Source organism: Phyllobacterium ifriqiyense, from assembly GCF_030817885.1.
GTDB lineage: Bacteria > Pseudomonadota > Alphaproteobacteria > Rhizobiales > Rhizobiaceae > Phyllobacterium > Phyllobacterium ifriqiyense.
The window spans coordinates 818,161-839,370 of the sequence record NZ_JAUSZT010000002.1 but is presented as its reverse complement, the minus strand read 5'-3'; the positions used below and the strand labels follow the sequence as shown (position 1 = coordinate 839,370).

Below are 21,210 nucleotides of genomic sequence, written 5' to 3'. Positions count from 1 at the left end.
CCAAGGGGTCGCGACAGCGACGTATTACTGCGCCCTTGGACCGCTCCTTTGGAACGGAGGGGATGATCTACCAAAGTGCCGGCCTTGCCGACTGTAGAATAAACGGGGATGCGCGTTGCGCTTGTCTGCGCAATCCTTGCAAGCCGAGAGCGGCTTGTAACCCCAAAAGGAATTTCCGCAGCAATCTTGAAAGGAAGACCCGCAATGAAGAAACCATCCGCGAAGATCAGGCAAGAAATCGCCCTCCTTCAGGACCAGTTGCGACAGGCCGAGACGCGTGAGGCAGAACGCATCGGCCGCCTCGCCCTCAAGGCGGGGATCGGCGATATTGCGATTGACGAAACGGAACTACTGAGAGCCTTCGAAGAGCTCGCCGCCCGGTTTCGCCCGGACCGAAACGGCTCGGCCGAGGCGAAACCGGCAGGATCAAGCGCTGCAAACGGTTCGTTGCCGCTCCCGTCCGGCGCGATTAAAAACAGCGCTGGCGAGGCTTGAGCGGATGAAACGGTTGACGACATCCGAGGCTCGCAGACAGGACACCCGCGGGAAAATCGAACTCGGCGGGCTGATCGTGAAGGCGGGATTGCGTTATGAGAAACGCGCCCTCCTGCTTGGTCTTCTGATCGACGCTGGCATTCGTCTTGCTGACGATGAAAAAGAGCGTGACCGCCTGACAGCAATCGGCGCGCAGGCGTTCGGCCATGACGATGCGTAAGCTGCTGCTGATAGCAATGCCCGCATCCCTGATGATAGCGTCAATGTTCGCAATGGCGGGCATCGAACATTGGCTGGCCGCATTTGGAAAATCCGATCAGGCGCGCATGATACTCGGCCGTATTGGCCTTGCCGTGCCTTACGTTACGGCTGGCGTCATCGGAACCCTCACCTTGTTTGCCGCCAATAGCGCAGCGAACATCAAGGCTGCCGGATGGAGTGTTGCAGGCGCAAGTTTCTTGACGGTTGTCATTGCTGCGATCCGCGAAAGCGTCCGCCTGGTCGAACTGTCCGATAATGTGCCAAAGGGTCAATCGGTCCTCGTCTATGCGGATTCGGCGATCATGATCGGCGCATGCGTTACGCTGCTTGCGGGTATATTTGCGTTGCGAGTTGCGCTGATAGGCAATGCCGCTTTTGTCAGACCCGCGCCGCGCCGTATCGGGGGCAAGCGTGCAATCCATGGCGATAGCCAATGGATGAGCATGAAACAGGCGGCAAAGTTGTTTCCACAAACGGGCGGCATTGTTGTCGGCGAACGTTACCGCGTTGACCGCGACAGCGTCACAGATATTGCGTTCAGGGCCGACGCGCCGCAGACCTGGGGGACTGGTGGCAAGGCGCCGATGCTCTGTTTCGATGCCACATTCGGCTCAACGCATGGCGTGGTTTTTGCGGGATCGGGAGGGTTCAAGACGACATCCGTCACCGTTCCCACAGCACTTAAATGGGGAGGCGGTCTCGTTGTGCTCGATCCGTCAGGCGAGGTCGCGCCGATGGTGGTCGAGCACCGGCGCAAGGCGGGCCGGAATGTCATCGTGCTTGATCCGGGAAATCCTGAAACAGGGTTCAACGCGCTCGATTGGATCGGCCGCTTTGGCAATTCGAAAGAAGAGGATATCGTTGCCGTCGCGACCTGGGTGATGACAGACAGTGCGCGGCAGGCATCCGCCCGTGATGATTTCTTTCGCGCATCCGCGATGCAACTCCTCATTGCCCTCATCGCCGACGTCTGCCTGTCCGGGAACCTGCATGTGATGGACCAGAGTCTGAGACAGGTCCGCGTCAACCTGTCCGAACCCGAACCGAAACTTCGGGAGCGGCTCGCGCGCATCCATGACCAGTCGGATTCAGATTTTGTGAAGGAAAATGTAGCTCCGTTCATCGCCATGACACCGGAAACATTCAGCGGCGTCTATGCCAATGCAGTCAAGGAGACGCACTGGCTCAGCTATCCGAACTATGCCGCCCTCGTATCTGGAAGTGCATTTTCGACCGATGACATTGCCGCAGGCGAGACAGACATCTTCATCACGCTGGATCTCAAGGTGCTCGAGGCGCATCCCGGGCTTGCCCGGGTGGTGATCGGCTCGTTTTTGAACGCGGTCTACAACCGCAAGGGCGAGTTGACCGGCCGAACACTCTTCCTGCTTGATGAAGCAGCCCGCCTCGGTTATCTGCGCATCCTTGAAACCGCGCGCGATGCCGGACGCAAATACGGCATCACCTTGATCTTGATCTTCCAGTCACTGGGACAGATGCGTGAGGCCTATGGCGGCCGCGACGCGACTTCGAAATGGTTCGAGTCCGCTTCCTGGATCTCGTTTGCGGCGATCAACGATCCGGAAACAGCAGAGTATCTTTCCAGGCGTTGCGGCGATACCACGGTCGAGGTTGACCAGACAAACCGTTCCTCCGGGATGCGGGGATCGTCACGCTCGCGATCCAAACAGCTTTCGGTCCGCCGCCTGATCCTGCCGCATGAAATCATGCGAATGCGGTCTGACGAGCAGATCGTGTTTACAGCGGGCAACCCACCGCTGCGATGCGGTCGCGCGATCTGGTTCCGGCGCAGTGATATGAAATCGGTCGTCGGCAAAAGCCGTTTTTACAGAACATAGTATCGATGCGACGAACCTATTGTGTTCGTTTCGGAACGGGATGATCGGCGCGAAAAGGCGTTGGATGATATCGACCCTGGAAAATCCGCAGATGGGTCGAGCAATCGCCCAGCTTAAACAAGGAAAGCAGCTATCGTGATCACCGTGACAAGTAACCGGGCGCGGCTTTGCCCTGCCATTCAACCGGTTGGGTTGCGCGAGCCATTTCCTCAAGCATTACCACCGTGTGGAAGTCGTGACTGAGGCGTGTGCGCAATTCCGGACGTTAGCAAAAACCGTCTTGTTTCCGTCCGGGCATTGATTGCGCTGCGACCGGATCGCTCACGTCCGGCACGAATGCCAGGCCCACATGCCCGTGTGCTTCCTGGCAACCCCGGGTGGAGCCCCGCCTTCGCTGGCGGAGCCCCTGGACCGATGGCTTCAATCCCGGTTTGGACGGGACCAGATGAGGTGCAGGGCTGCCTCACCGTCCACCTCAGTCAGAGTGGCGTAGATCGGAGCGGGAAAGCTCGGGTCGTCCAGTTTGACCGAGAGGTAGTCGCGCTCGCTCTCGTTGGAGCGCTTCTGCCATGCCGCACCGAGCTCAACATTGCCGGCATAGATGCGGTAGTGCGGGCCCTTGTCGGAGGGGTTGTCGATGCGGGCAATGCGGGCCCTGACGTTTAGTGCGAGGGTACGGACCGAGCCGGTAAAGCCGTTTTCGGTGGAGGTGAAGGTGCCGATGGTAGCCATTGTCTTGTTCCTTTCGCTTGTTTCGGGCCGCGCCCATCGCGGCCTCGATGGCTGTCGCAAAGATCGGCGACGATCGGACCGCACCCCGCAGGGGCCGAAACGCAGTGGAGGACGGCAGGAAGCAGCTTTGTTGTTTCGCGAGGAATGCGAACTCAGTTCGCAGGGGAAGAAAGCTGCGGATGGCCGTTGCGGATAACGGTCGAGGCGAAGCCGGTCTCCGATCAGACATGCCCCATCGAGCCCGCGAAGGACGTGGCCTGGACTGCAATGGAAGGAACCCTGGACGCATGTCCCTCGTCACCAGATTACGTCGAGCGAAATGGCATGGCGGTGACCCGCGCCAATGTCGCCGCCGCTTATCGGAAGCAGCCTGCCCCGGCCTGGCAATCAAAAAAGAGACGCAAGCGAACGAGGTCACATGGACTTCCAATGAGCACAGACGGGGGGAGACAGATATGGAGTCGGCATGGTCAGATCAAGACCTGGCATTCGAGCGTACATGATCAGATGGGCCTACCGTCAACCATTTATCTTTGCCGCAGCAATCATTCGTCCCTGTGGGAAATTTCCTGATGGCGTAAAGACCGCTAGGCCTTCTTGAGCCCTCGCGATTGCTTTGCACCCATCTAAACAATCCCACTTGCAAGTAATGAGAATTTGCATTACTGTACATGACCTACTGAGCAAAAAGGAGAGAGTCGTGACTTCACTAGGGGTTACAATGAAAGGACAGGTCACGCTAAAGCGGGATTTACTGCAACATCTCGGCATTAGGCCCGGCGAACGGATAGAATTGGACAAACTGCCGGGCGGTGAGCTTCGGGTGAAAGCGGCGCGGCCGAAAGGCACAATTGATAGTTTCATCAGTCGGCATGCGGGCAAGGTCAGAAAGCCGATGACGATTGACGAAATGAACGAGATTGCCGCCTCTGGTTGGGCGGGTGAAGAATGAAAATCTCAGTTGATACAAATATACTCGCGCGCGCTGTTTTACAGGACGACGCAAAGCAAGGCCGTGCCGCCAGCAATCTTCTCAAAGAGGCTTCCCTTATCGCGGTAGCCTTGCCGTGCCTGTGTGAGCTGGTTTGGATACTACGGCGCGGAGCGAAGCTCCCGAAGGAAGATGTAGCCCTGACGATCCGTGATTTGCTGGATGCTGGAAATGTTGTGATGAATCGTCCTGCTGTTGAGGCCGGACTCGCCATTCTAGAAGCTGGTGGTGATTTCGCGGATGGTATCATGGCATATGAGGGCAATTGGTCGGGCGGCGAAACCTTTATGTCGTTCGATAAACAGGCAGTTGAACTGCTGACAGATCAAGGACAGGTGGCGCAGCTCCTGTCCTGACAGCGCCTCGCATTATTAGCACGACGGTCGCAGAACTGGGCACCCGGCTGTCTGGGTTTGTAAGATAGTCACCTTTCGTCTGCCGGAGATTGTCGAGAGCCTCTTACCGGCGTCTTTCCAAACGCAAGTTTCTGCCAATAGCCCGCAGGTGGCCCTGATATGTAGCAATAATCGCATGTTTTGGCCAGCAACGTGGCTGAAACCTGGAATTATCGGGCTAACTCATAGATCGAATATGCACGTTGTTCCCCTCTCCTCATCATTGTAGCCGACAGTCATTGACATCGCTAAGCCGAGCGCTACCTCATCGCCAACCAACCGAAGTGATCGTGCGCGTCGACTAGTTTTCCGCTTCGTAAATATCAGACACGCTATTTTCCATATGCCGCCGGGAAAACCATGTCCTGATCGACAACGACGTTGAACTGATAGCCCGGGCGAATTTCCAACGTCGGCTGGACGTCGAGATTTCGGTTGATCGTGCGCTCGGCGACACGTCCGAAGGATTCTGCAAAGTTTCGCCTGGCTGCGTCGGATGCGGTATCCTGAGTCGCACGCGTAGAGCTTTCAGGCAGGGCCATGTCGATTCCCGTTCCGATCACCGCGATGAGGGCGGCCGAACCAAACGTCCTCAAATAGTGGTTGTTCACCTTGTCCTTGAAGCCGCCATACCCTTGCACATCGGCAGCGGCCATTGCGCCTATCTGAAGCGTCGAGCCGTTCGGGAAAATGATATCCGTCCAGATAGCAAGAACCCGCCTTTGCCCGAACGCGATCTTGCTGTCATACCGGCCAAACAGTTTGGCTCCTTGCGGGATCAGGAGGCGGTGGCCGGTTGCACTGTCGTAGATGTTCTGGCTGACCTGTGCGGTGATCCGGCCGGGCAGATCGCTGTTAATGCCGCTGATCAGCGTTGCAGGAATGACCGACCCGCGCTTGAGCTCATGGGGCGATTGCTGCGGGACGACCCGGTTCGGCAAATATCCGAGTTCCCTGATGTCTGAATTGAAGAAGTCTTGCTTGGATGCCTGGCCGTTCGGATCAAAATTTTGACCGGCAAGACCATTTCTCAGCGCTGCGGCATAAAGGTCCGAGCCGGAAGCTTGAGATGCGGAGTATGAAGATTTGAGTGTATTGGACGTGTCCGTCGCATCGCCCGGCCTGCTTGCAAACTTGCCAGGGTCAAGGGCAAGAGGGGCATCATGGGCTGCTGCATTCGCTTGCAGACGCGCCATGCGTTGGCGTTGCCGTTCGCGCAGATATTGTTCGTCCTGCTCGCGTTGAAGACGTGCCCGCCACACCTCGTCCTCTTCCAGGCCGCTATCGCGCTTTTGGTATTCGCCCGTATGGTTTGTCTGCATCCCGAAAGGGTTGGCGGATGTGTCCGGCTTCGTTTCCACGGGAGAGGGCTGGAAGCTTGGGGACGGCTGAGGCTCGCCAATGATGCCGTCGGCCACACCCTGTTTCAACTGATCGGCATAGCTAGAGGCCGGGTATCCCGCAGACTGGTCAATGCCTGGTTCGTCACCAGGATAAAGCCCACGTCCCGTAAGACCAAAGAATATGATGACGAGAAAAGCGACAGCCAGACAAATCAGGACGAATACAGGCAGGCGATTGACGCGCCGCATGCTGGTGGCCTGGTTGCTGTTTTGCGTTCCGCCAAGCTGCAGCGATTGCACCATGACCGCTCCTTTCTAGCTGCTCTGCATAACCGAAAGCGGGCTTGTCGGCGTCGCGCCTACGTTTGTTATGCTGTAAACGCGGCCGATCTTCAGGCTCGCCGTCGACAGCCGTGCAAGCATCTGTCCCTCGAACGGCTCCACCGCATAGACAAGCGAGATGAGTTTTGTTCTATCCTCGGCCTTCTGGTCGGCGACAACCGCATAGCCCCAGCCCTTGAGCGCTGCCTCAAGCGCCCGTCCGAACGGCGTATCATCCTGATTCAAGGCAACGGCAGCTGTCCGGGGCCCCACCTGTTCGGCAAGACGACTGACCATGTCGCCGGCGATCGCGCCTGCGGCAGTATCGGAGATTTCAGGCAGCGCAGTGCGCGCGATCAATCTCGTTGGTGCAACCGATGCACACCCTGAAAGAACAAAGGCGAGAAACCCGGCAACCATCATGGCGCGAACAGGTGAACGCAATCGCATCACCGCCCTCCCCGCTTGATGGTGATCTTTTGCTGCTTCCAGCCGACGCCGGAGACAAGTACGGCACGGTCAATATTGTAGTCGACCATCATCATATCGCCTTTCATGCGGTAGTTGACAACGCGGTTCTGGCCCCCCGACACGACGAACAGAACCGGTGCATCCTGGGCTGATACGGATTTTGGGAACTTGATATAGGTTTTCGATCCGTCACTGTAGACGCGCACAGGGCGCCAGCTTGCTGTTCCGGAAAGTGAATAGCCGAAATTCAATTGTTCTGGGGGCAAACCGGCGCCGGAAATCGTGCCGGTTTCCAGCCGTGCATTGATGTCAGAGACTTTCGCCGAAACGTCTTCGGGATATTCGAAACCCACACGTGCCATATACTGCCTTGCATGCGATTTGAGCTGAATGTGATAGGTTCGCCGCGATGTTGTCACCACCATGGACGTGACCAGGCCAGACTCGGAGGGTTTAACAATCAGATGAATCGCCTGTCCACCGGCTGCACCCGAGGTGGCGGGTTCAACCTTCCAGCGCACTGTGTCGCCGACAAGCACGTCACGGACCACCTCGCCGGCCTGAAGTTCGATGTCGCACACCTGCAATGGTGAACAGACGACGGATGGTTGCACTTCCCCGAAAAGAAAGATGACCTTGCCATCCGCCCCTTTCGTGACGAGTCCGCGGCTTCCCCGCCATTGGCCGGATATGTTTGTACCTTTCGCTTCATTTGCGCTCATGCTCTGAGCCAGAGCGACCGGAACGAATGTGGTCATGACAAGGAGGGTGATGGATGCAATCAGGACGGCCCTGGCGGAGATTGCGCTGACGTTCATGTCTGGTTTCATACCTTTTAAAGCTGCGCCGTCCAGTCGAAGTCACGCAGGTAAAGACCTAGCGGATTGAGCCGGATGATGCTTTCATCTTGTGGTGGATTGAGGGTGACTGTGGCAATGCCTCGAAACCGTCGAACCGCAGTTTCCTTGCCCTTCCGGTCGCGTTCATATTCGGTCCAGTCGACCTGATAGGACTGTTTTGACAGCGCTACGATGTTGGTGACTTCAACCGCTACGGTGGCGTTCCTGGCCTTTTCAAAGGGAGAATTGCCGCGAAACCAGTTGTTCACCTTCTCGGTCGCGGGGTCCGAAGTTCTGAGCAGCGCATAGGTGCGGTCGATATAGTGCTTTTGTACAATCGCATCGGGAGTCACCGAGCGAAAATTTGAAACGAAACCGCCAAGCGTGGCCCGCACCACACGCGGGTCGGCATATTCGATCTGCTGCGGGAAGCCGGCACTTGCGGCGGTTCCGAGCTTGTCGACCTCGACGATGTAGGGGACGAGCTTCACTTGGGTGCTTTGGAAAAGCCCATAGCTGAAGCCGATTACCGCCATCAACATGCCGGCCATGCCGACGATCCGCCATGTCCTTGCCGCGTGGATATAGGAGCCGTAGCGCTCATTCCACTCCAGCCGTGCGGCCATATAGGGGTTTTCTGCTGTCTCACCCGGTGCCATCACCCCCCACGCCGTGTTTCGGGCAGTCGGTCGTCTCATATCAGCGTCCCTTGTTTCCGGATGAGTCTTTGGGCGCCAGGGATGACTTTCTGGCTTCCTCGAGCTTGGCGTTGGCGAGCCCAAGCGTTGAGGTGCCATAGGTGCCGCGTCCGCCCATCGCCTGATCGCGGGCTGCCGAGGCGAGTGCGCCTCCAGTTGCCCCGAACCCGCTTGCCATTCCTTTCAGCGCCGCTCCTGCCACTGACGAGCCCGTCGACCGGGCATCGGCGTACGCCGCTGCACCGATTCTCGCTCCTCCCATGGCCAGGGAAGTCGCGCCCACCGTCGCACCGACGGCAAAACCCGACGCCTGCGAGCCGTGCCGGATCGTCTCCATGCCGCCCGTCACGGACACACCCTGCACCACGCCCTGCATGATAGGAGGGACATACATCGCAATTACGAACACGACGACCGATATGCCGGCGATGGCGAGCGTGGTAATAAATTGGTCGGTGGTTGCGGTTGGCGCCTCAGCCAGTCCGAGCAGGGTCTCGGAGCCGATCTTGGCGATCATCACCAACGCCATCAGTTTCATGCCGACCGAGAAGGCATAAACCAGGTATCGGATGGCGAAATCCTTGGTGTAGGAGGAGCCGCCAAGCCCGAGCATGATCATTCCTGCCAGGAGCCCGACATACATCTCTACCATGACGGCAATGAAGATGGCTGCGATCAGGGAAAATGAAACGACAACCACAACCATTGCGAAAACCGCAGCGATGGCCAGCCCATTGTCCTCGAACAGACCGAACTTTGCCTGCTCGGACATCTTCGACGCAACGCGGATTCCGGCGTCGAAAATATTGGCGGGCGACGGAGAGCCACCACCGGCGCCGATCTGGTACAGGCTGTCGACTACGGCCTTGGCGAATGCCGGGCCACCGTCGAGGATAAAGGCGAAGAGGCCAATTAACATGATCCGGCGCACCAGTTCGGCAAACCATGAATCGAGCGCGGCGGCACTGACCGCCAGCCAGATAGCGGCAATGCCGATTTCGATACCGGCGAGAATCCAGAACAGGGAGCGCGCTGCATTCATGATCGTTGTCTCCCATCCCTTTGCGGCACTCACGACCTGGTTCTCCAGCGTGGTCAGCACCGCACCCTGTTGTGCAAGCGCTGGCGCGCTCGCAAGCAGCAAAATCGCGACGACGAAGAACGCTGTCTCCTGAGCGCGGGAAGCGCGTAAAACTACCATCCTGACTTCATCTCCTGGCCGCCGCGGACATCGCGGTCCGGACCGCCACCGAAAAAACGCTCGCGGTATTCGCGCTGTGCAGCACCCGGTTCCGAAATCATCGCCAGTGGCTCAGTCATCGCGTCGGGTTGAATCACCATTCCGAAAACGATGGCACACGCCAGCACGAGGATAACGAGGATACGCGGGCTCACCAGCGTGGCTCCATTGTCTGGCCGCCGCGGATGTCATTGATCGGTGCGTTGAAGAATTTTTCCCGTCGGGCCTGGGCAAGATCCTTTTGTGCCTGTTCGGATCGAAACCACGTGCCCATCATGGTCATCTGCTGTGAAACCAGCCCGCGCAGCTTTTGCATTTGCGCGACCTGCTGGGCGGCGATCTGATGGCCGACCTGCAGTGCTTTCATCTGCCCATCAGCGCTTTGGGACATTGAGCGCAATGATGACATTGTGCTCTCCTCGCTGGTAAACTGCTCAGCGGTGAGATTTGCAGCCTTCAGTGTGCCGAGGATCGTGTCACGATTGGCGTTTGACCAGTCCTGATAGGTCGACGAAAAGCTCGCGCTGTCCGGCAGGTTACTTTTCATGTCGGCGAAGCTCGCGAAGCGCTGCTTCAGGACATCGTCGACATTGCCCATGGAAAAGGCGATGCCCTGCCCATGCGCGACAACGCTCTGAAGCTTGCCCAGATCATTTTCAACCTGGCCCCATATATGATCCGGCAGCTGGGCGGTATTTTGCAAAAGATTCCTGTAGATGTTGAGCTGGTTCTGGATTTGCTCTGCCAGCTGATTGATCTGGGTAATCTGATTGTTCACCTGCTCGGCCGACTTGCCGACGAGGCTGATCAGCTCAGCGTTGTTGGCCAGCTGGGTCCATTCTGTAGCCTGTCCGGTGACACCGCCAGCGCGCGCGGAACCTGAGGTGACCGGCGTAAGCACTGCCACGGCCATGGCGGTCGCGAAAAGGTTTCTCCTAAGCTTTCGGTAACAGCAATGCCGCATCGGCAATCCCCCTCTGCTTGATCCAATGGAGCGGCCAGTCGGCCGCATGTTCGGCATAAAGGGCACGGATATGCTTGATATCTTCCTTGCCGGATGCGCCCACAAATGAAAGCGCCAGAGGTCCAAGAGCCATGTCAAACAACCGGCGCCCTTCGGGACTGATTACATAATATTCCCGCTTCGGCACGGCGGAGGCGACAATGGCGATCTGGCGATCATTAAAGCCAATCCTTTCGTAGAATTCGCGTGTTCCGGGCTCTCTCGCCGCTCCGTTTGGAAGACAAATCTTGGTGGGGCAGCTTTCTTTCAGCACATCGATGATGCCGGAACGATCGGCGTCCGAGATCGACTGGGTTGCGAGGATCACCGCACAATTGGCCTTGCGCAGGACTTTCAGCCACTCCCTGATCTTGTCCCGGAAGACCGGATGGCCAAGCATCAGCCAAGCCTCATCAAGGACAATGAGGCTTGGCTCGCCCGTCAGCCGTTTCTCAATGCGGCGAAACAGGTAGGTCAGGACCGGCACAAGATTGCGCTCGCCCATATTCATCAATTCCTCAACCTCAAAACACTGAAAAGCACCCAGTGACAATCCGTCCGCTTCCGCGTCAAGAAGTTGCCCCATCGGACCGTCGACCGTGTAGTGGTGCAATGCGTCCTTGATCTCGCGCATCTGCACACCGGAGACGAAGTCGGAAAGCGACCGGCCACGCGATTGCGCCATCAGTTGGATCTGCCGGGAGATGGCGTTGCGATAGTCGGGAGTGATGGGGACATCCTGCAGTGTCACCAGCATCTCGATCCACTCGCTCGCCCATGCACGGTCCGTGTCCGTCGAGAGTTCGGACAACGGACAGAAAGCAAGCTCGCTTCTTGCCGCTTGCGGCTCTGCGCCAATCTCGTAGTGGTCACCGCCGACCGCAAGCGTCAACGGCAACATGGAACGCCCCTTGTCGAATGCAAAGAGCTGGGCGTCCTTGTAGCGGCGAAACTGCGAGGCAATCAGCGCCAACAGCGTGGACTTGCCCGATCCGGTCGGGCCGAAAACGAGCGTATGGCCGACGTCATCGACGTGAAGATTAAACCGGAACGGCGTCGAGCCGCTTGCCACCTGCATCAAGGGCGGGGATCCGGCCGGATAAAATGGGCACGGAGCAACGGGCCTGCCGGACCAAACCTGATTGAGCGGGATGAGATCTGCAAGATTGCGCGTGTTGATCAGCGGTTCGCGGATATTGGCATACCAGTTGCCGGGCAGACTGCCGAGGAAGGCATCGGTCGCATTGAGGGTTTCGATGCGCGCTCCGAACCCTTCCCCCTGAATCAACCGGCGGACCGCTTCGCATTTGTCTTTGAGCTGGACACTGTCCTTATCAAACAGAATGATCACCGGCGTATAATAGCCATAGGTTACAAGCTGGGATGAGGCTTGTGCAATTGCGTCCTCGGCCTCGGCCACCATGAGCATCGCATCCCGGTCGACGGCTCTGCTTTGTGTCTGGAAAAGCTGATCAAAGAATGGGCGAACCTTCTGCTGCCATTTCTTACGCGTGCGCTCAAGCTTTGCCTTGGCCTCTTCGGCATCGAGAAAAATGAATCGGGAAGACCAGCGATAGGTCAGCGGCATGAGGTCGAGCGCGTTCAGGATGCCTGGCCAGCTCTCTGCCGGCAGACCATCGATCGCAACGACGCCCGCAAACCGGTTGTCCACCATGGGTGTCATGCCGTGTTGCAGCTCGGCTGTCACCAGCCAGTCGAGATACATAGGGACAGCAGGCAACCGCACAGGATGGTTCTCCCCTGTAATACAAAAGCGGATGAACTGGAAAAGCTCATCATATTTCACCACACTCCCTCGTGGCCCTCCGACTTCCTGCGTCACCATCCGCCTGATCGACATCGTGATGGAGAGGTATTGTTCTATTTCGCGGATCGAGGTCTGGAATGCCTCCAACGCCTGATCGGCGTAGGAGGCAGACCGGGTGTCGCGATCGGCATAGAGATAGCGTGTCAGACCGGAACTTCGGGGCTCGGGCGGGCGCCATGTCAGGATCAGCGCGTGCTGGCTTTCGAAGTGACCGCTTTCCCGTTCAAAATGCGCACGACGCTCGGCGTCAATCGCGCGGGTCACCGCATCGGGGAAGAAACAGTCCCGGTCTCCTGGATAATCGGTTGCCGGAACCCGCACAGCCTCGACCTGGATCATCCAGCCCGAACCCAGGCGTGAAAGGATGACATTGATCTGGCGCGATATGTCATTGCGCTCGACGTCCGTGGAACTTTCGCTATCCGGTCCGGCGAAATACCAGCCGGCCATCAGCGAGCCATCCTTGAGAAGAATAACGCCGTTGGCGACGAGCCCGGCATAAGGAACAAGGTCCGCAAAGGAAGGGCCGGCGTGGCGGAAGCGAGAAAGAGCGACCATCATTGCTCCTCAATATCGGCGCCAGGGCGTCGACGTCGGCCGGTAATGGACAGTGTATCTGATGTGGCGGAGATAGACCTTGCGCATTAAGGGATCGGCTTTTGCCATCATCCGCAGTGCGCCGACGGCGATCAGCCAGAACGCGACGCCGAACAGGGCCGCATACCACGTCAGAACAACGAAAATCAGGATCACCGTCGCAAGCGCCGTGAGGAGAACGAGCTCGCGGTCGGCTCCCATCAAAAGGTTCGGACGAGAGAGCGCCCGTTGGATCGGCGTCCTTTCAAGCCCGGAGCCGACTTCAGCCATGGGACTTCTCCCCTTGCGGAAGGGCTTTCTGATCGGGCGCCTCCATCGGGCCGATCGATGCGCCTGTCGAACCGAACAGGGCGACAATCTGTGTCGCGCCGAGAAGGACACCTCCGACAAGGGCGATATAGCAAAGCCTGCGTGCGAAGTCGTTGAGTTCACCGCCAAAGATCAGCATTCCACCTGCAATGGCGACCGCAGCCAGCGCGATGAATCCGGCGACCGGTCCGGTGATGGATTGCTGGATCTGCTGGAGCGGGGACTCCCATGGCAACCCGCCTCCCCCGGAAGAGGCAAATACAGGTCCTATAACAAAAATGCTCATTGCAGCCGCGAAAGTTCCGGCGAATAGAAACACACGATAATCACGCGACATGACGTTCCTCCTGGATCTGGGGATTTTGGGTTTCATATTGAGTGCCGGTAAAGCCTTCGACGCGGACCATGTCGCGAATGCGCCGCCCTTTGGGCGTACGTTCGATTGAGATCACCAGATCGACGGCTTCACCGATCACTTCGCGCATGGGTTGCGGGCTGATTTCGGCGGTCAATTGTTCAAGACGACGCAAAGCCGACAGGGCCGTATTGGAATGGATTGTGGTAACGCCTCCCGGGTGCCCCGTATTCCAGGCTTTGAGCAGAGTGAGGGCCGCACCGTCACGGACCTCGCCGACAACGATGCGGTCCGGACGCAGACGCATGGTGCTCTTGAGAAGTCGCGCCATATCGATCCTGTCACTTGTGTGCAGTGCAACGGCGTTTTCGGCAGCACACTGGATCTCCGCCGTGTCTTCAAGAATGACAATCCTGTCATCCGGAGCGATTTCGACGATCTCGGCAAGAACAGCATTGGCAAGAGTTGTCTTTCCCGACCCGGTGCCTCCCGAAATCACGATGTTGAGGCGAGAGGAAATAGCATGGCGGATGGCGGAAGCATGGCGCTCCGTCATCACCATCGATCTGACATAGTCCTCGAGCCTGATGAGGCGCGACGTCCGGCGCCGGATCGTGAAGGAGGGGCGGGCAACGACCGGAGGCAGCAATCCTTCAAACCTGTGCCCGCCAATCGGTAGTTCGCCGGAAATGATGGGACGGTCCTGGTCAACCTCCGATTGCAGCGCATGTGCGATGCTTCCAATGATGATCTCGGCTGTGGAAGGTGGCATTTCGCCAGCCGGCGTCATGCCGTTCCCCAATCGTTCGATAAAGAGCTTGCCATCGGGGTTGAGCATTATCTCAACGACGTTTGCATCGCCAAGTGCGGCACACAGATGGTCGCCAAGGGCTTCCTCAAGCTTGCGGATAAGGCGCGGATGGGAGCGCAACCGGTTCATGACAGCCCCCATATTCTACTCGCGATTGGGCACAATTGCCGAGCGATATGCCGCCGGGCGGATCCGGTCAAAGCTTGCAGCGTCGGCGGCAAGAGAACCTGCGACCGCGATCGTATCTCCGATCCTGCACGGCTCACCGAGGCGACGCATCGGCCAGCCCGCCCGCTTCAGGATTCTTTCAAATCTGACGTCGGTTGCAGTGACGACCTCTTTAAATCCATTTGCCATCGACCATTCGATAATGCCTGCAAACAGGGTAAGGGTTGCCTCGTGCAACGTGCCCGCTGTCCTGCTTCGCACAAGGGAGGTATCAACACAGAACCGCGAGCTCTCCACCATCGCCGGATGAGCCGCCAGTCGCCCGGCTGTAAGGAGCTTTTTAAAAATATCCGCCAACATTGTTGGCCCGGTTGCGGGAAGCAATCTGGCGCAGCCAGCCAGGATTCCGTCTTCTGCAATAGCGAGGATATATGTAGGGTCAAACAGATCATAGGCGTCGGTCTCGCGCCGATCGCGAACGTTGACATTCCAAGCGAGCCGTCCCGAAAAAACACGTGCTCTCAGCTTGAAGAGTTCGTTGACGAGTTGCCGTGAATTCAGGTCCCGGGCGTCCTGTATTGCAAGCGCTAACATCCTTTACGACCTCCTTTGTTTGGCAACGGAGGCAAGCGACCATGAATTTCAGATCTGTTCGAGTGTAGAATTCTACAGTCCTGCCGGCCATCAGTTCGAAGGGATTGCGGCATTGGTTGAGCCAGCAGCACCGGCGACAATGCGCATTTCGGCCAAAGCCACAGGCAGGCACGTGCTTGCCGATTTCACTTTTTTTCGATCATTGCCGAAAGGTATGTAGGATTTCAGGGTCGTGGTTCGTCTTCACGACATCAACTGAAACAATCCGAGGAGACGAACATGAAAATCCTGTCGAGCCTGTTTGCAGTGGCAGCACTGGCACTGGGCGTCACATCTGCAGTCCATGCAGCGACGGCTGTGTCCGCAAAAAGCGGGCATATCCAAGCGGACGGTATCAACTATTACTATGAAGTTCACGGTGAGGGCGCAGGCAAGCCACTGCTTCTCCTTCATGGCGGACTTGGCTCGATCGACATGTTCAAACCGATCATGGAGCGGCTCACCAGAGGCCGGCAGGTCATTGGTGTCGATCTTCAGGGACATGGCCGCACCGGGCTTGGAGCCCGCCCGATCAGCCTTGAGGCGATGGGCGATGATATGGCAACTATCCTTAAATCACTCGGACACGACCAGGCAGACGTCCTTGGATATTCGTTCGGGGGCGGCGTGGCGTTCCGGCTTGCCGTACAGCATCCCGAAGTCGTCAGCCGCCTTGCCCTGGTCTCGGCGGGCTATGCGCAGGACGGGTTCTATCCTGAGATGATCAAGATGCAGGCGAGGATGAATGCGGACATGGCCGACATGATGAAGGATACACCCATGTACAAGAGCTACGCCGCGGTGGCCCCGAAGCCGGCGGACTTTCCGCGCCTCATCGGCGCGATGGGCGATTTCATGCGCAAACCGTATGATTATTCCAAGGACGTTGCCAAATTGAAAATGCCGGTAATGCTGGTGTTTGCCGACAGTGACATGTACAGGCCCGAACATGAAATCAAGTTTTACCAATTGCTTGGCGGCGGGCTCAGGGATGCCGGCTGGATGCGTGAAACCATGTCACAAAACCGGCTCGCTATCATTCCCAACCGCACCCATTACGATATCTTCTTTGCGCCCGAGTTGCCGGAGGCAGTCATGCCATTCCTGGATGGGCAGGAGAAGGTCAAAACCTGGGACGAGATAGTCAACGAGGCGAACAGATAGGGTGGCGCGCGTCGCCGGAAAATAGCAGCGGCCTGTCCGTTAATCCGGCGACATCTTCCGCGATCTCCTTAGAGCAGACGTCTTTGATCTGCGGTCTTCGACCAAGGGATTTCAGATTTTGCCGGATAGATGCAAATTCTGCGTTGCATGGCCAATGGCAGTTACGGGCCGGCTGCAAATGGGAAATGTCAGCTGAACGCACGTTGGCGGACATAGGGCAAAATCAATGCCTGATACGCTGAAACACTGCCTTCCCCGCCACTGATCAAAATCCGGTTCGTGTCGGGCTTTTGCCCTCGTAAACAAACTCATTATTTCTCCTAATCGCATATTACCCCTCGGGCTTGGGCAATGCATTGCCGGCCGAACATTAATGAGCGGCGACAATCCCGCCATGTTCGTTCAGTCTGTTGGCGCCTGGGCAGGCAGAACCCTTTCCTGTTCCGGCTGTTACCTAACCGGTGTAAAATGACGCGTTCCGCCTTCGGCGCCCGGGACGAAGCCCGGCCAACCCGGTTGCGGGTCAAGGGTGAAGTGACAATTGGGTTGGTAAGGATTTGATGGGCAACACTATAAAGCTCAGACAGTTCCTTGTTTGCCATGAGTTAGAATTGTTTGCCCACCGCAGCGATCGTTGGACCGAAATCTGAGTTTCTAGGCCGGCGCGCGGTAGCGCTCGGCCGGATGCTGATTTCCGTAATTTGGAAGCATGGCTTGGCGCGCTGCCTCAAGCGCGTCCCACTGACCGGCGTCGGGAAGCGGTGGGATGGTTACCGGCTCGCGGCGGTCGAATCCGACCAGTGCCGCATCAACCAGATCGTTCACCTCCATCACGTTGGAGAGCGTGTTGACGTCAGCGCCGACATGCTCCCATATCTCGGTTCGCGTCGTGGCGGGAAGCACCGCCTGGACATAAACCCCCTTGGGCGCAAGCTCCAGGCTGAGCCCCTGCGACAGAAACAGAACGAAAGCCTTGGTTGCGCCATAGACCGTCATACCGAATTCCGGCGCCAGTCCGACCACGGATCCGATATTGACAATTGCTCCTTCGCCAGCCTTCGTAAGACGTGGAGCGATGGCACTGGCGAGCCGCACAAGCGCAATCGTGTTGAGCGCCACCAGCCGTGCAACGGAGTCGGTGCTCTGCTCGATGAACGTACCACCAATGGCTGTTCCTGCATTGTTGACAAGGATTCCGATACGGGCGTCATCGCGCAGCCTCGTTTCTACCGTTGCAAGCTCGCCAGGCTGAGTAAGATCAGCACGGATGATGTCGATCGCCACGCCATATTCCTGGCGCAGGCGGAACGCCAGGGTCTCCAGTCGCGCCATATCACGGGCAACCAGCACAAGATCGTGCCCGCGGCCGGCAAAACGCTCGGCATAGGCGGCACCGATGCCGGTGGAGGCGCCGGTGATGAGGACTGACGGAATAATGGTCATGGCATTGCCCTTTTCTCTGATCGAACCTATAATCATGATGGACATCATGATTAGCTAAATATGATCGTCATCATGTAAAAGTCAATGGACGAGACGGAGAATTTCAAAATGAAGGTCAGCCGCGAGCAGATGGCAGATAACCGCCGCCGGATTTTGGATGCTGCCAGCCGGCTGTTTCGCGACAAAGGGTTCGATGCGATCAGCGTGGCGGAAGTGATGGAAGCGGCCGGGTTCACCCATGGCGGCTTCTATGGCCACTTCAGTTCGAAAGACGATTTGATCGCACATACCCTTGCTCATGTCCTTGCCGCGGACGAAGGCGGCGGGCGGAATTTTCGCGCTTATTTGAATGCCTATCTTTCACCCCGGCATCGGGATAATGCCGGCAGTGGTTGCCCGACTGCGGGCCTTGTTGCAGACATCCGCTATCAGAATCCTGCGGCCCGCTCGGCCATGACCGAAGGCCTTCGCTCGCAGATCGATCGCCTCGGTGAGGCGCTTGCGCAGTTGAGCGAGGTCGACAGGCGTCGTGCGGCAGTCGGAAGCTGGGCGGCGATGGTGGGGGCGGTGATCATCGCCCGCGCGATCGACGATCCCGTTCTGTCGGACGAAATTTTGGAACAGACACGTGCGTGGATTGATAACGCAATCAGCCAGACCGTGACATGATTTTCATGCTTGCCGCAAATACCGCAACTGAACCCCGGCTGGGCCGCCAGAGAGTGCGGCGGCAGCTTTCTCCTGCGAACCTGATCCGTTGACAGCAGGCGCCGTATGCGCCCTGTCTGGCACCAGCGCCGCACTTGACCAACGGCGCTGTTCGAAGTGTCCAGACCTTCTGGCATTGCTAAAGCACTGGAAGTAAACCAGCACGGGCTGCAAAATAACTGAAGTCCGGTTCCGTTTGACGCTGATGAAAGCAAATCAGAACTGTTTGTGCAGACAGTCACTGGGCTGCTTTGACACAAACGCTCGCGAGTAAAATTCGGATTTGGTTTTGCCGGCGCTTGGCTGTGCCTAGTACCCGTTTTAAATGAGCATTTTCGCTCATCCCGCAGCTAAAGCCCATTTCACTTCCTCTCGCGGGGCGCGTGGTTTTAGGCTACATCCCTTTATGCATGAGTACCTTCCTGCTCTTTCGAAAGGCTTGCTGGGCTTCAAGCACGAGCCCAGGGGATTAATACCGGTCGCCGGAACCAAGGACGACACGTAAGGCCCTTCTTGCAGCGGGGACGGTAAGCGCAGCTGCACCGCACGATACTTCCCGGACGCAAAAATCTCGTATGCTCAACGCCCCCTGATCGGCGCGTGTTGAGACCAGAGAACTGGCGCCTGTTAGTTGCCACCGTTCAAACGGATCTGCCCGTTGCACGATGACACAAACCAGCTCTCCTGCCATGATGTCTTCGGCTACAGGCTCATTGTGATGCCCCGGGCATTCGCTTAAACCGGGCAAGTGAAGAAGGCATTTCGCGCCCGGTTACAGGAGGCGACATGCCAAACTTTTTGCCAGTCGGAAGTGTTGCTGCAACGATCCTGTCAACGCACAGTGACAACAATTGCCCAACAGAGATCATGTAACCGGCCGTGACCCGAGATATGGGTCGGTGGAGGACCGTCGCGCCTGCCTCACCCTCGTGATGATCCCGCGCCGGGACCGGCGCTGTTTCACAAAATCGCAAGCTACAGCATTTTGCGTGCCCCTTTCCCAGCATCCGTTACCTTGCTCTGGGGACATGGCGCTGACGACTGGTCGCTCTCCGGTGGGGCTGAGCATGAACGATGACCTTATCACAATGTGGGGCGTGATTGGGCGCTTGCACCCCTCCTGCCCTTCTATCGCCGGCGCCGGTGTGAATGGGATTGTGCCATGGAAAATCGCTGGCATTTCGGCAGGGGCACCTGCGACACGAACTGACAGGCTCGCCCTCCCCTGCGGCAAGCCAGCTTTGCACCTGATTGACGGGCGCTCGCAGGAAAAGGCGTCGCAACCAAAAGCCAAGCGAAGATCGGGATGACGCTGTGTGCGGAATCAAATATCGATCCAGAAGATCGGTGATGCCTGTCCATCCCCAAGCCGGCCTTTGCATGAACCCTTGCTGGAAGTTCCAGGTATGCATCGACATCCGGCGGGTTGCATCCACACCCTGGGGACTGATCAAATGATGCCGTGGTCGCCGGGCTTTGACCTGCCGCACCATGCGCCCACAAGGATCTTGCATTCGCCATTTTACCGGTTTGACGGACCGAGGCGGGATTTCTGTCGAGCTATATTCTTTGCAGCAAGGGACGGCAGGTGCCTTCCCGGCTATGTTTTGCCCCGGGTCCTGCGGTATCTCCGGTGCGCGGAATTTAGAATTTCCGGGCTGCTGAAATGATGGCGGGCGGGCAACGCCTGGAACCTGCCCCTGCAAATGGGACACTTGTCCCGCGCTGGTGCCGGCGCAATCAGGGCTTGAAGAACGAGCGGGCGTATTGCCGTGCCGGCCGACCAACCCGCCGCCCTTCGAAGTAAGGCATCATCGAGAAAGACCAACTTGGGCATCGGTCCCGTCATGGCAATAACCGGAACCTGCGTGACCGCTGCCGGGGTTTGCTATGCTCACATTTTTCAATTCTGTCCATCTGCAGCAAGATTGCCACGCCTCAAATGATATCGGGCATGATGTGCCGAACATCGTTAGGCAGCATGATCCGGGGTTGCGGTCAGCACGGAAAACCCGATTGTTCGAGTGCATCGGTCACCAGGTGCCCCGGGAGAGGCCATCCATGAGGACAATATCGTGGGGATTGAGCGGCTCATTCATCTCGTGCCAGCGACCTCTTCATCGTCAAATGTCCGGCGCGATCAAACATCCGGGCGAACGGCCCGGCTGCCTCGGTAAGCACTCGATTCTTTTCCGTCTGCGCCGGATCGGGGAACTTTGTCTCGGTACCTCGGATGTAAACGATATCACCATGATTGATCAGTTGGTCAACTGGCCATGGCGTCGGATCGCCCTGCGCCCCTAAACAGCCCTACAATGTTTCAGGTGATCGAGGCCAGCAATTCCTCCTGTAGCGATTGAAGCCTTTGCTGCCCGCGGGAATTCAGAAGTTCAGTCAGGTCCGGTCCCGCGAACGGCCTGTCTTTTTCCAGATGAGCGATCTACCCATGCTCAGCAGACAGGACCATGAGTCAGAGCTGCAGGGTCAGGCTGGTCCGAGCTTGCTGCTGGGGGCGCTGTGCTTTGGAAACCGGGACATTGTCCATG

At 57.7% G+C, this 21,210-nt stretch carries 23 protein-coding genes; 9 read left to right on the top strand and 14 right to left on the bottom strand.

All coding sequences use genetic code 11. The features are described 5' to 3' along the window. Nucleotides 1-204 precede the first annotated feature (204 nt). From traC to traG, 3 genes are read left to right on the top strand one after another with little or no spacing between them, the layout of a single operon-like run. Entirely contained in the window at nt 205-495 is a 291-nt protein-coding gene (gene traC, locus QFZ34_RS05585; RefSeq protein ID WP_307277949.1) for a conjugal transfer protein TraC, read from the top strand. Nucleotides 496-499: 4 nt separating this feature from the next. Beyond that, nucleotides 500-715 carry a type IV conjugative transfer system coupling protein TraD gene (gene traD, locus QFZ34_RS05580; RefSeq protein WP_307277946.1) on the top strand — a complete coding sequence of 72 codons (216 nt, stop codon included), beginning with the start codon at nt 500-502 and terminating at the stop codon, nt 713-715. Beyond that, entirely contained in the window at nt 702-2,615 is a 1,914-nt protein-coding gene (traG, locus tag QFZ34_RS05575) for a Ti-type conjugative transfer system protein TraG (protein ID WP_307277943.1), read from the top strand. The genes traD and traG overlap by 14 nt, the downstream gene beginning before the upstream one ends. A gap of 420 nt (nt 2,616-3,035) precedes the next feature. Here the strand turns inward: traG and QFZ34_RS05570 are convergent, their stop codons facing one another. Further along, nucleotides 3,036-3,347: a DUF736 domain-containing protein gene (locus tag QFZ34_RS05570; RefSeq protein WP_307277941.1), complete on the bottom strand. Its 312-nt coding sequence runs from the start codon at nt 3,345-3,347 to the stop codon at nt 3,036-3,038. Between the two features lie 700 nt (nt 3,348-4,047). Here QFZ34_RS05570 and QFZ34_RS05565 point away from each other — a divergent pair. Both QFZ34_RS05565 and QFZ34_RS05560 read left to right on the top strand, forming a co-directional pair. After that, entirely contained in the window at nt 4,048-4,299 is a 252-nt protein-coding gene (locus tag QFZ34_RS05565) for an AbrB/MazE/SpoVT family DNA-binding domain-containing protein (RefSeq protein ID WP_307277940.1), read from the top strand. Beyond that, complete coding sequence (locus QFZ34_RS05560) at nt 4,296-4,694, top strand: type II toxin-antitoxin system VapC family toxin (protein WP_307277938.1); 399 nt, start codon at nt 4,296-4,298, stop codon at nt 4,692-4,694. The genes QFZ34_RS05565 and QFZ34_RS05560 overlap by 4 nt, the downstream gene beginning before the upstream one ends. Before the next feature lie 371 nt (nt 4,695-5,065). Here the strand turns inward: QFZ34_RS05560 and trbI are convergent, their stop codons facing one another. The 12 genes from trbI to traI all read right to left on the bottom strand — a co-directional run bounded on the left by trbI (nt 5,066) and on the right by traI (nt 15,310). Next, the gene (trbI, locus tag QFZ34_RS05555; protein WP_307277935.1) at nt 5,066-6,379 is read right to left on the bottom strand and encodes an IncP-type conjugal transfer protein TrbI; all 1,314 of its coding nucleotides are present in this window, start codon (nt 6,377-6,379) and stop codon (nt 5,066-5,068) included. A gap of 12 nt (nt 6,380-6,391) precedes the next feature. Further along, on the bottom strand, nt 6,392-6,847 hold the full coding sequence (gene trbH / locus QFZ34_RS05550) for a conjugal transfer protein TrbH (RefSeq protein ID WP_307277932.1): 456 nt from the start codon (nt 6,845-6,847) through the stop codon (nt 6,392-6,394). Further along, nucleotides 6,847-7,626, bottom strand: coding sequence for a P-type conjugative transfer protein TrbG (gene trbG / locus QFZ34_RS05545; RefSeq protein WP_370878714.1), 780 nt, complete (start codon nt 7,624-7,626; stop codon nt 6,847-6,849). The genes trbH and trbG overlap by 1 nt, the downstream gene beginning before the upstream one ends. 77 nt (nt 7,627-7,703) lie before the next feature. Beyond that, nucleotides 7,704-8,366 carry a conjugal transfer protein TrbF gene (locus QFZ34_RS05540; protein WP_307278997.1) on the bottom strand — a complete coding sequence of 221 codons (663 nt, stop codon included), beginning with the start codon at nt 8,364-8,366 and terminating at the stop codon, nt 7,704-7,706. A 40-nt stretch (nt 8,367-8,406) separates the two neighbouring features. Continuing rightward, nucleotides 8,407-9,606: a P-type conjugative transfer protein TrbL gene (gene trbL / locus QFZ34_RS05535; RefSeq protein ID WP_307277926.1), complete on the bottom strand. Its 1,200-nt coding sequence runs from the start codon at nt 9,604-9,606 to the stop codon at nt 8,407-8,409. Next, nucleotides 9,600-9,800, bottom strand: a complete 201-nt coding sequence (gene trbK / locus QFZ34_RS05530; protein ID WP_307277923.1) for an entry exclusion protein TrbK — start codon at nt 9,798-9,800, stop codon at nt 9,600-9,602. The genes trbL and trbK overlap by 7 nt, the downstream gene beginning before the upstream one ends. Beyond that, nucleotides 9,797-10,558: a P-type conjugative transfer protein TrbJ gene (gene trbJ / locus QFZ34_RS05525; RefSeq protein WP_307278994.1), complete on the bottom strand. Its 762-nt coding sequence runs from the start codon at nt 10,556-10,558 to the stop codon at nt 9,797-9,799. The genes trbK and trbJ overlap by 4 nt, the downstream gene beginning before the upstream one ends. Nucleotides 10,559-10,580: 22 nt before the next feature. After that, a complete protein-coding gene (locus QFZ34_RS05520) occupies nt 10,581-13,034 on the bottom strand; it encodes a conjugal transfer protein TrbE (RefSeq protein WP_307278991.1) in 2,454 nt (817 codons plus the stop codon). Between the two features lie 9 nt (nt 13,035-13,043). Further along, nucleotides 13,044-13,343 (bottom strand): conjugal transfer protein TrbD, encoded by a 300-nt coding sequence (locus QFZ34_RS05515; RefSeq protein WP_307277921.1) that lies wholly within the window; start codon nt 13,341-13,343, stop codon nt 13,044-13,046. Next, nucleotides 13,336-13,719: a TrbC/VirB2 family protein gene (locus tag QFZ34_RS05510; RefSeq protein ID WP_307277918.1), complete on the bottom strand. Its 384-nt coding sequence runs from the start codon at nt 13,717-13,719 to the stop codon at nt 13,336-13,338. The genes QFZ34_RS05515 and QFZ34_RS05510 overlap by 8 nt, the downstream gene beginning before the upstream one ends. Next, complete coding sequence (gene trbB, locus QFZ34_RS05505) at nt 13,709-14,677, bottom strand: P-type conjugative transfer ATPase TrbB (RefSeq protein ID WP_307277916.1); 969 nt, start codon at nt 14,675-14,677, stop codon at nt 13,709-13,711. Before trbB ends, QFZ34_RS05510 begins: the two co-directional genes overlap by 11 nt. A gap of 15 nt (nt 14,678-14,692) precedes the next feature. After that, nucleotides 14,693-15,310 carry an acyl-homoserine-lactone synthase gene (gene traI / locus QFZ34_RS05500; protein ID WP_307277913.1) on the bottom strand — a complete coding sequence of 206 codons (618 nt, stop codon included), beginning with the start codon at nt 15,308-15,310 and terminating at the stop codon, nt 14,693-14,695. Between the two features lie 279 nt (nt 15,311-15,589). On the opposite strand from traI, the gene QFZ34_RS05495 reads away from it, so the two are divergent. Further along, nucleotides 15,590-16,513 (top strand): alpha/beta fold hydrolase, encoded by a 924-nt coding sequence (locus QFZ34_RS05495; RefSeq protein ID WP_307277909.1) that lies wholly within the window; start codon nt 15,590-15,592, stop codon nt 16,511-16,513. A gap of 654 nt (nt 16,514-17,167) precedes the next feature. Here the strand turns inward: QFZ34_RS05495 and QFZ34_RS05490 are convergent. Next, nucleotides 17,168-17,956 carry an SDR family NAD(P)-dependent oxidoreductase gene (locus tag QFZ34_RS05490; RefSeq protein ID WP_307278989.1) on the bottom strand — a complete coding sequence of 263 codons (789 nt, stop codon included), beginning with the start codon at nt 17,954-17,956 and terminating at the stop codon, nt 17,168-17,170. Nucleotides 17,957-18,064: 108 nt separating this feature from the next. On the opposite strand from QFZ34_RS05490, the gene QFZ34_RS05485 reads away from it, so the two are divergent. The 3 genes from QFZ34_RS05485 (at nt 18,065) to QFZ34_RS05475 (ending at nt 20,968) form a co-directional block, all read left to right on the top strand. Further along, nucleotides 18,065-18,625, top strand: coding sequence for a TetR/AcrR family transcriptional regulator (locus QFZ34_RS05485; RefSeq protein ID WP_307278986.1), 561 nt, complete (start codon nt 18,065-18,067; stop codon nt 18,623-18,625). A 1,106-nt stretch (nt 18,626-19,731) separates the two neighbouring features. Further along, nucleotides 19,732-19,974: a hypothetical protein gene (locus QFZ34_RS05480; RefSeq protein WP_307277907.1), complete on the top strand. Its 243-nt coding sequence runs from the start codon at nt 19,732-19,734 to the stop codon at nt 19,972-19,974. Nucleotides 19,975-20,725: 751 nt separating this feature from the next. Then, entirely contained in the window at nt 20,726-20,968 is a 243-nt protein-coding gene (locus QFZ34_RS05475; RefSeq protein WP_307277904.1) for a hypothetical protein, read from the top strand. The last annotated feature ends 242 nt before the right edge of the window (nt 20,969-21,210 follow it).

Excerpts from the sequence above, each read along its gene's own strand:
- QFZ34_RS05475 (WP_307277904.1), top strand. The coding sequence starts at position 20,726 with ATGAGGACAATATCGTGGGGATTGAGCGGCTCATTCATCTCGTGCCAG.
- trbH (WP_307277932.1), bottom strand. The coding sequence starts at position 6,847 with ATGCGATTGCGTTCACCTGTTCGCGCCATGATGGTTGCCGGGTTTCTC.
- QFZ34_RS05560 (WP_307277938.1), top strand. The coding sequence starts at position 4,296 with ATGAAAATCTCAGTTGATACAAATATACTCGCGCGCGCTGTTTTACAG.
- QFZ34_RS05510 (WP_307277918.1), bottom strand. The coding sequence starts at position 13,719 with ATGTCGCGTGATTATCGTGTGTTTCTATTCGCCGGAACTTTCGCGGCT.
- QFZ34_RS05515 (WP_307277921.1), bottom strand. The coding sequence starts at position 13,343 with ATGGCTGAAGTCGGCTCCGGGCTTGAAAGGACGCCGATCCAACGGGCG.
- trbB (WP_307277916.1), bottom strand. The coding sequence starts at position 14,677 with ATGAACCGGTTGCGCTCCCATCCGCGCCTTATCCGCAAGCTTGAGGAA.
- traC (WP_307277949.1), top strand. The coding sequence starts at position 205 with ATGAAGAAACCATCCGCGAAGATCAGGCAAGAAATCGCCCTCCTTCAG.
- QFZ34_RS05490 (WP_307278989.1), bottom strand. The coding sequence starts at position 17,956 with ATGACCATTATTCCGTCAGTCCTCATCACCGGCGCCTCCACCGGCATC.
- QFZ34_RS05540 (WP_307278997.1), bottom strand. The coding sequence starts at position 8,366 with ATGGCACCGGGTGAGACAGCAGAAAACCCCTATATGGCCGCACGGCTG.
- trbL (WP_307277926.1), bottom strand. The coding sequence starts at position 9,606 with ATGGTAGTTTTACGCGCTTCCCGCGCTCAGGAGACAGCGTTCTTCGTC.
- traG (WP_307277943.1), top strand. The coding sequence starts at position 702 with ATGACGATGCGTAAGCTGCTGCTGATAGCAATGCCCGCATCCCTGATG.
- QFZ34_RS05570 (WP_307277941.1), bottom strand. The coding sequence starts at position 3,347 with ATGGCTACCATCGGCACCTTCACCTCCACCGAAAACGGCTTTACCGGC.
- QFZ34_RS05520 (WP_307278991.1), bottom strand. The coding sequence starts at position 13,034 with ATGGTCGCTCTTTCTCGCTTCCGCCACGCCGGCCCTTCCTTTGCGGAC.
- trbJ (WP_307278994.1), bottom strand. The coding sequence starts at position 10,558 with ATGGCCGTGGCAGTGCTTACGCCGGTCACCTCAGGTTCCGCGCGCGCT.
- traI (WP_307277913.1), bottom strand. The coding sequence starts at position 15,310 with ATGTTAGCGCTTGCAATACAGGACGCCCGGGACCTGAATTCACGGCAA.
- trbG (WP_370878714.1), bottom strand. The coding sequence starts at position 7,626 with ATGACCACATTCGTTCCGGTCGCTCTGGCTCAGAGCATGAGCGCAAAT.
- trbI (WP_307277935.1), bottom strand. The coding sequence starts at position 6,379 with ATGGTGCAATCGCTGCAGCTTGGCGGAACGCAAAACAGCAACCAGGCC.
- QFZ34_RS05485 (WP_307278986.1), top strand. The coding sequence starts at position 18,065 with ATGAAGGTCAGCCGCGAGCAGATGGCAGATAACCGCCGCCGGATTTTG.
- traD (WP_307277946.1), top strand. The coding sequence starts at position 500 with ATGAAACGGTTGACGACATCCGAGGCTCGCAGACAGGACACCCGCGGG.
- QFZ34_RS05480 (WP_307277907.1), top strand. The coding sequence starts at position 19,732 with ATGAACGATGACCTTATCACAATGTGGGGCGTGATTGGGCGCTTGCAC.
- QFZ34_RS05495 (WP_307277909.1), top strand. The coding sequence starts at position 15,590 with ATGAAAATCCTGTCGAGCCTGTTTGCAGTGGCAGCACTGGCACTGGGC.